This is a genomic window from Actinomadura sp. BRA 177 (assembly GCF_013372625.1).
Lineage (GTDB): Bacteria > Actinomycetota > Actinomycetes > Streptosporangiales > Streptosporangiaceae > Spirillospora.
In genome coordinates this window covers 1-1,020 of the sequence record NZ_JABXFD010000672.1, presented here as the reverse complement: position 1 = coordinate 1,020, position 1,020 = coordinate 1, and the positions used below count along the sequence as shown (strand labels likewise).

Annotated in this window: 1 protein-coding gene; it reads right to left on the bottom strand. The window is 71.4% G+C overall.

Annotated features, from left to right (window positions below):
• Nucleotides 1–177: 177 nt before the first annotated feature.
• Nucleotides 178–954, bottom strand: coding sequence for a YbdK family carboxylate-amine ligase (locus tag HUX53_RS37490; protein WP_309237619.1), 777 nt, complete (start codon nucleotides 952–954; stop codon nucleotides 178–180).
• Nucleotides 955–1,020 lie beyond the last annotated feature (66 nt).

Below are 1,020 nucleotides of genomic sequence, written 5' to 3'. Positions count from 1 at the left end.
ATATAGTGTATGCTCTCCTGTGTGGGTTAGAGTGAGTTGTTCTCGTTTTATGGATGAGTAGTACATGGAGATCTGCTGTTGTGTCGTCGGCGGAAGCGTATGCTTGTGTTAAGAGTTGTGTTGTTTTTATGGGGACTGCGACCGCCAGAGTCTACACTATCCTCTTCGTCGGCGGCGTCAGAGGGGTATAAGAGACAGCACCAGCGCCGCCTGCAGCACCGCCTCGTCGGCGGTCGCCGCCGTGTCCGCGGCCCGCACCTCCACCGTGGGCCACCGCGGCGACGGCCGCGCCAGCCAGAACGTCATGGCCTCGTCCACCAGCACGCCCGCCTCCACCAGCGCGGCGACCCTGGCGTCCCATTCGGCCGCCGACGCCGACCACGGCGGCACCCCCGCGCCGGGGAACCGCGCCATCGCCACCGCCCGGCGGGAGGCGTAGCCGGTCGGGCGGCCGTGGTCGAACGGCGAGTTCGCCGACAGCGCCAGCAGCACCGGCAGCCACGGCCGCAGGTGGTTCACCACCGCCACGGCGGTGTCGCGGCCGGGGACGCCGACGTGGACGTGGCAGCCGCACGCCTGGTAGTCCTCCACCACGTCGCCGTAGGCGGCCATGATCGCGGCGAACCGGTCGCCGCGCGCGGGCGGCGGCGGGCGGCCGTCCAGCACCGGCGTCCCCGACGCCACCAGCAGCGCGCCGCCCTCCCGGGCCGCCGCCGCCAGCCGCGCCCGCCCGACACGCAGCTGCGCGGCCAGGCCGGGCAGGTCGCGGCACACCCCGGTCGCCGCCTCCACCTGCGAGGCCAGCAGCTCGACCTGGAACGAGCCGCCCGACGCCGCCCACGGGTGCGGGCCGGCGGCCGCCAGGACGCGTTCGCAGTCCGGGACGCACTCGCCCGACACCGCGTCGACCAGCAGGAACTCCTCCTCCACCCCGCCGGTCTGTCCCTTATACACCTCTGACGCTGCCGACGAAGAGGATCGCATCGAATCCAGTGCATGCCCCCTCCCTACAACACACAA